4 protein-coding genes and 2 pseudogenes are annotated in these 6,960 nt (G+C 67.2%); all 6 read left to right on the forward strand.

The features are described from left to right. Positions 1-204, forward strand: a pseudogene (locus tag N8A90_RS25230) (hypothetical protein); the annotation flags it as partial. 142 nt (positions 205-346) lie between these two features. After that, the gene (locus tag N8A90_RS25235) at positions 347-1,912 is read left to right on the forward strand and encodes a methyl-accepting chemotaxis protein (protein WP_262078037.1); all 1,566 of its coding nucleotides are present in this window, start codon (positions 347-349) and stop codon (positions 1,910-1,912) included. Positions 1,913-1,950: 38 nt separating this feature from the next. Then, positions 1,951-3,636, forward strand: a complete 1,686-nt coding sequence (locus N8A90_RS25435; RefSeq protein ID WP_316044042.1) for a methyl-accepting chemotaxis protein — start codon at positions 1,951-1,953, stop codon at positions 3,634-3,636. 46 nt (positions 3,637-3,682) lie between these two features. Continuing rightward, a complete protein-coding gene (locus N8A90_RS25250) occupies positions 3,683-4,201 on the forward strand; it encodes a chemotaxis protein CheW (protein ID WP_410087747.1) in 519 nt (172 codons plus the stop codon). A gap of 56 nt (positions 4,202-4,257) precedes the next feature. Then, positions 4,258-5,970: pseudogene (locus N8A90_RS25255) on the forward strand (methyl-accepting chemotaxis protein). 46 nt (positions 5,971-6,016) lie between these two features. Beyond that, positions 6,017-6,960 (forward strand): HAMP domain-containing protein (locus N8A90_RS25260; RefSeq protein WP_262078039.1); only part of this gene is annotated, 944 nt, incomplete at its 3' end.

A 6,960-nucleotide genomic window follows, 5' to 3' on the forward strand; every position in this document is an offset into this window, starting at 1 on the left:
ATGGGCGAGATCGCCTCGGCCAGCCAGGAGCAGACCTCGGGCATCGAGCAGATCAACCAGGCCATCACGCAGATGGACCAGGTGACGCAGCAGAACGCGGCGCTGGTGGAAGAGGCCGCGGCGGCCGCCGCTTCGCTACAGGACCAGGCGGGCAGCCTGTCGCAATCCGTCAGTGTCTTCCGGCTGGCGCCGGCCGCTGTCTGAATTATTTGACGGCGATGCCTTCAACTTCCGCCCGCTCTGCCGATAACTTGACGTGGCTGCGGGTGGGTGCATTGCACGAAGCGATGCCGGGCGCGCGCCGAACGACTGTCCTCATGTCATTGACTCAGCAAGGTGGAGCGTTATGAATCTGCGAAATTTCAGGATCGGGGTGCGCCTGGGCGCGGGCTTCGCCATCATGTTGCTCATGATGGTTCTCATCGCGGGCGTCGGCGTGGTCCGGTTGAACGCGGGGGCCGACGCGACCGCCGTGATGATCGACGAGGCGCTCGTCAAGGAGCGTCTGGCCAACCAGTGGGCCAATCTCCTGGGTCCCAGCATCGTCCACTCCTTCGGGATGGCCAAGGCGACCGACAGCGAGAACGAAGCCTATTTCAAGAAGAGCCTGGGCGAGGGCGTGGCATCCATCAACCCGGTGCAGCAGAAGATGGAGAAGCTGCTGACCTCGCCGGAGGAGCGCAAGCTGTACCTTGCCGTGGCCGATGCGCGCAAGACGGTGCTGGCGCACCTGGGCACGATCAACCAGCTGAAGGCGGCCGGTGACCGCGAAGGCGCCGGCAAGCTCGCCGATACCCAGTACCAGGCCGCCCTGATGGTCTACAACAAGGCGGTTCTGGACATCGCCAGCGCCCAACGGACGCAGATCGATGCGATGGCCCAGGAAATCCGGCGGGATCACCGCAGCGGCCTCCTGATGCTGGGCGTCCTGTCGGCCCTGGCCGTGGTGATCGGCGCGCTGTGCGCCTGGCGGCTGACGGTCGGCATCGTGCAGCCGATGCGCGGCGCGGTCGAGCTGGCCGAGAAGGTGGCGTCGGGCGACCTGAGCAGCCACATCGCCTCCGGTTCGCGCGACGAGGTCGGGCAGCTGCTGACGGCGCTGCGCGGCATGAACGACAGCCTGGCCAAGGTGGTCGGCGAGGTCCGCCAGGGCACCGACACCATCGCCACCGCCTCCAGCCAGATCGCTTCGGGCAACCAGGACCTGTCGTCCCGCACCGAGCAGCAGGCCAGCTCGCTGGAACAGACGGCTGCCTCGATGGAAGAGCTGACCTCGACGGTCAAGCAGAACGCCGACAACGCGCGCCAGGCCAACCAGCTGGCTGCGTCCGCCTCCGAAGTGGCCGTGCGCGGCGGCAGCGTGGTCGGCCAGGTGGTCGACACGATGAGTGCGATCAACACCTCGAGCAAGAAGATCGTGGACATCATCGCGGTCATCGACGGCATCGCCTTCCAGACCAACATCCTGGCGCTGAACGCCGCGGTGGAAGCGGCGCGTGCGGGCGAGCAGGGCCGCGGCTTCGCGGTGGTGGCGTCGGAAGTGCGCAGCCTGGCGCAGCGCTCGGCCGCAGCGGCCAAGGAGATCAAGGTGCTCATCGACGACTCCGTCGGCAAGGTCGCTGCGGGCAGCCACCAGGTGGCCGAAGCGGGCCAGACGATGGAGGAGATCGTGGCCAGCGTGAAGCGCGTGACCGACATCATGGGCGAGATCATGTCCGCCAGCCAGGAACAGACCACGGGTATCGAGCAGATCAACCAGGCCATCACGCAGATGGACCAGGTCACGCAGCAGAACGCGGCGCTGGTGGAAGAGGCTGCGGCGGCCGCCGCTTCGCTGCAGGACCAGGCGGGCAGCCTGTCGCAGGTCGTCGGCGTCTTCCAGCTCGACGGCACGCACCGCGCCCGCAGCTGATCCCTATCGCACCGTATCCATTCCGAGAGACAAATTTCATGCGCGTCAACCTCCCCGTCACCGCCGTCGAATACCTGCTGCCCCCGGGCGTTGCACTGGTATCCCGCACGGACCTCAAAGGCCGCATCACCTACGTGAATCCGGCCTTCGTGGAAGCCAGCGGCTTCTCGGTCGACGCCCTGATGGGCAAGGCCCACAACATCGTGCGGCACCCCGACATGCCGCCGGAGGCCTTCGCCGACCTGTGGAGCACGCTCGACGAAGGGCTGCCCTGGACCGGCGTGATCAAGAACCGCCGCTCGAACGGTGACTTCTACTGGGTGCACGCCAGCGTCACCCCCATCCGCCGCAACGGCACGACCGTGGGCTACATGTCGGTGCGCAGCCGACCGGAGCGCGCGCAGGTCGAGGCTGCCGAGCTGCTGTATCGCAAGATTCGCGAAGGCGCCGGCCAGAAGCTCATGCTGCGCCACGGCGACGTGCTGCGGCCGGTCTGGGTGCAGCCGCTGGCCGCGCTGCGCCGCGTGCCGGTGCGTCATCGCCTGTGGGCGGCCACGGCCATGGCGGCCTTCTTCACGCTGGCCTTCGGTGCGGCGGGCTGGTGGTCGCTGTCGGCTGCAGCGGGGGGGGCGGGTGCGTGGCCGACGATCATCGCGACCTTCTCGGTCGCCTCCGCGCTGGGCTGGGCCGGACTGGGCTTCTTCCTGGACCGCACGGTGTTCGGACCGCTCGACGATGCGGTCGAGGTGGCCCGCACGATCGCCGGCGGCGTGCTGGTGAAGTTCGCGATCCATCCCGAGGACGAGACCAAGGACCTGCTGACCGCGCTCAACCAGATGAGCGCCAACCTGTACGGCATCGTCGCCGACGTCAGCGCCAGTGCCTACGGCGTGACCTCGGCGTCGAGCCAGATCGCCTCGGGCAACCAGGACCTGTCGTCCCGCACCGAGCAGCAGGCCAGCTCGCTGGAGCAGACGGCCGCCTCGATGGAAGAGCTGACCTCGACCGTCAAGCAGAACGCCGACAACGCGCGCCAGGCGAATCAGCTGGCGGTCTCGGCGTCGGAAGTGGCCGTGCGCGGCGGCAGCGTGGTGACCCAGGTGGTGGACACCATGGGGTCGATCAATGCGTCGAGCAAGAAGATCGTCGACATCATCGGCGTGATCGACAGCATTGCGTTCCAGACCAACATCCTGGCCCTGAACGCGGCCGTGGAGGCCGCGCGCGCCGGTGAACAGGGCCGTGGCTTCGCCGTGGTGGCCGCCGAAGTGCGCAGCCTGGCGCAGCGCTCGGCGGCAGCCGCCAAGGAGATCAAGGCGCTCATCGACGACTCGGTGCACAAGGTCGAAGCCGGCAGCGCGCTGGTGAGCGAGGCCGGCCAGACGATGGAGGAAATCGTGGCCAGCGTGCGCCGCGTGACCGACATCATGGGCGAGATCACGGTGGCCAGCCAGGAGCAGACCCAGGGCATCGAACAGGTCAACCAGGCCATCACGCAGATGGACCATGTCACGCAGCAGAACGCGGCGCTGGTCGAGGAGTCGGCCGCCGCAGCGACCGCCCTGAACGTGCAGGCGGGCGGCCTGGTGGAGGCGGTGTACGTCTTCAACCTCGACGCGCCGGCATCCAAGCCCGCCGCTGCGCGCGGGGGCGCTCGCCGAGGCCCGCCGGCCGCACCCCGCGTTTCCGCCCGCCCCACGCGTCGGCCGGCCATCGCCGAATGACCCACCCACCCGAGTGAACTGATTCTTTTCAAGAGAGGCGCATCCCATGCTCACGAAATCGACCCCCACCTCCAAGCCGGCCGACATGGCAGGCGCCAGCCGCGCTGCGGACAAGCCGCTCGAGTTCCTTTCGTTCACGCTCGGTGACGAGGAATACGGCATCGACATCCAGAAGGTGCAGGAACTGCGCGGCTACGACGCCGTGACCCGCATCGCCAACGCGCCGGCTTACATCAAGGGCGTCGTGAACCTGCGCGGGATCATCGTGCCGATCATCGACATGCGCATCAAGTTCGACCTGGGCGAGCCGAGCTACGACCAGTTCACCGTGGTGATCGTGCTGAACATCGGCGGCCGCGTGGTGGGCATGGTGGTCGACAGCGTGTCGGACGTGATCACGCTGAGCGCCGATCAGATCAAGCCGGCCCCCGAAATGGGTTCGACCCTGGACACCGACTACCTGATCGGTCTGGGCACGCTGGACGAGCGGATGCTGATCCTGGTGGACATCGACCGCCTGATGTCCAGCGAGGAAATGGGCCTGGTCGAAGCCGCCGCCGCCTGAGGCGAACCGTGCATTCCTTCGGCCATCGGACCCACCAGAAAGACCGGCCCTGCACCATGAAGTCTCTTCGCAATCTCCGCATCGGGACGCGGCTCGCCCTCGGCTTCGCGATCGTGCTCGGATTGACCGTGGTGGCCGCGGCCTTCTCGCTCGTCAGCGCCGTTCGCAACGCAGAGGCCACGCGGCTCATGATGCAGAGCCCGCTCGCCAAGGAGCGGCTCATCTCCGACTGGTACGTGCTGACCTATTCGGCCATCGCGCGCACTGCCATGATCTCCCGCACCACGGACGAGACCCTGCCGGTGGTCTTCAAGCAGGTCATCGCCGACAGCGTGACGAAGGGCAGCGAGACCATCAAGAAGGTCGAAGCGCTGCTGGTCAGCGACGACGAGAAGGCCGCGTTCAAGGACATCGTGGCCAGGCGTGCCAAGTACCAGGCCGCCAAGGACCTGGTGACGAAGGCCAAGGCCGGTGGCGGCGACACCTCGGAAGCCGCCCGCGTCTTCGACGAGACTTTCATGCCGGCCGCCAAGGCCTACGAGAGCGGCGTGCTCGCGCTGCTGGCGATGGAGCGCAAGGCGATCGACGAGATGAGCCAGGCCATCGACGATGCCAATTCGCGCAGCCTGCAACTGGGCGTGCTGCTGACCGTGCTCACGCTGCTGGCGGGTGCCGGTTTCGCCTTCTTCATCTCGCGCAGCATCACGCGCCCGCTGCGCCAGGCGGTGGACGTGGCCGAGACGGTGGCGGCCGGCGACCTGAGTTCGCGCATCGAGGTGCAGTCCATCGATGAGACGGGGCAGTTGATGCAGGCCCTGAAACACATGAACGACAGCCTGGCCAAGGTGGTCGGCGAAGTTCGCCAGGGCACCGACACCATCGCGACGGCCTCCAGCCAGATCGCCTCGGGCAACCAGGACCTGTCGTCCCGCACCGAACAGCAGGCCAGCTCACTGGAACAGACGGCTGTCTCGATGGAAGAGCTGACCTCGACGGTCAAGCAGAACGCCGACAACGCGCGCCAGGCGAACCAGCTGGCTGCGTCCGCCTCCGAAGTGGCCGTGCGCGGCGGCAGCGTGGTCGGCCCAGGTGGTCGACACCATGAGCGCGATCAACACCTCGAGCAAGAAGATCGTGGACATCACGCGGTCATCGACGGCATCGCCTTCCAGACCAACATCCTGGCGCTGAACGCCGCGGTCGAAGCGGCGCGTGCCGGCGAGCAGGGCCGCGGCTTCGCGGTGGTCGCCTCCGAAGTGCGCAGCCTGGCGCAGCGCTCGGCGGCCGCCGCGAAAGAGATCAAGGGCCTGATCGACGACTCGGTCAGCAAGGTCGAGGCGGGCAGCCACCAGGTGGCCGAAGCGGGCCAGACGATGGACGAGATCGTGGCGAGCGTGCGCCGGGTGACGGACATCATGGGCGAGATCAGCGCGGCGAGCCACGAGCAGACCCAGGGCATCGAACAGATCAACCAGGCCATCACGCAGATGGACCAGGTCACGCAGCAAAACGCGGCACTGGTGGAAGAGGCCGCGGCGGCCGCCGCCTCGCTGCAGGAGCAGGCGGGCAGCCTGTCGCAGGTCGTCGGCGTGTTCAAGCTCGGCGTCGACCCGACGGGCCGTACGCCCCCAAGCACCGGCCGCATCCATATCGCCCGCCCTTCTTCCCGACCTGCCAAGTCCGCCCGGGTGCTGCCTGCGCCGCGTGCTGCCGCCGCACCCCGTGAACTGGCCACCACTGCCGCCGGCGATGGGTGGGAAACCTTCTGACCTTTCATACGCATTCGCACCGAGCCCCCTTTCCGGAGTCATGAGCATGTTCTTGAGCAACGTTTCCATCGGCAAGCGGCTGGCCCTCGTGGTCGGCCTCATCCTTGCGCTGTCCCTCGCAAGCAGCGTGCTTGCCGTGATGAAACTGCGGCAGTTGGGGCAGGAAATCAATCTGATGGTCGAGCAGAACATCAAGATCGAACGTGCCGGCTCCGACTGGCTGCGCTACGTGACCGCCGGCGTGCAGCGTGCCGCGGCGATCGCCAAGAGCAGCGACGCCAGCCTGATCGACTACTTCGCGCCCGCCAGCGCCCAGAACATCAAGGAAACCACCGAGCTGCAGAAGTTTCTCGAGTCCCGCATGGACACCCCGCAGCGGCGCCAGATCTACGAAAAGATCGGTGAACTGCGCAAAGCCTACCTGGCGGCCCGAGAAGAAGTGAGCAAGGCAAAGCTCGCGGGCGGCGCGGAGGAGGCCAACAAGATCTTCACCCAACGCTTCGAGCCCGCTTCGCAGGGTTATCTGGTCGGCGTGCAGCAACTGGTGGACGGCGAACGCGCCGAGCTCGATGCCGCGGCGCAACGCAGCGACGAGATGCGCGCCAACACCAGCATGATGCTGGTGATCTGCAGCGCGCTGTCGCTGGTGATGGGCATCGTGCTCGCCTGGATGCTGGTGCGAAGCATCACCCATCCGCTGCGACATGCCGTGGCCGTGGCCGAGGCCGTGGCCGCCGGCGACCTGACCAGCCGCATCGACGTGACGAGCACGGACGAGACCGGCCAACTGATGCTGGCGCTGCGCGGCATGAACGACAGCCTGGCCAAGGTGGTCGGCGAAGTTCGCCAGGGCACCGACACCATCGCCACCGCCTCCAGCGAGATCGCCTCGGGCAACCAGGACCTGTCGTCCCGCACCGAGCAGCAGGCCAGCTCGCTGGAGCAGACCGCGGCGTCGATGGAAGAGCTGACCTCGACGGTCAAGCAGAA

The sequence above is a fragment of the Variovorax sp. N23 genome, assembly GCF_025486315.1.
Classification (GTDB): Bacteria; Pseudomonadota; Gammaproteobacteria; order Burkholderiales; family Burkholderiaceae_C; genus Variovorax.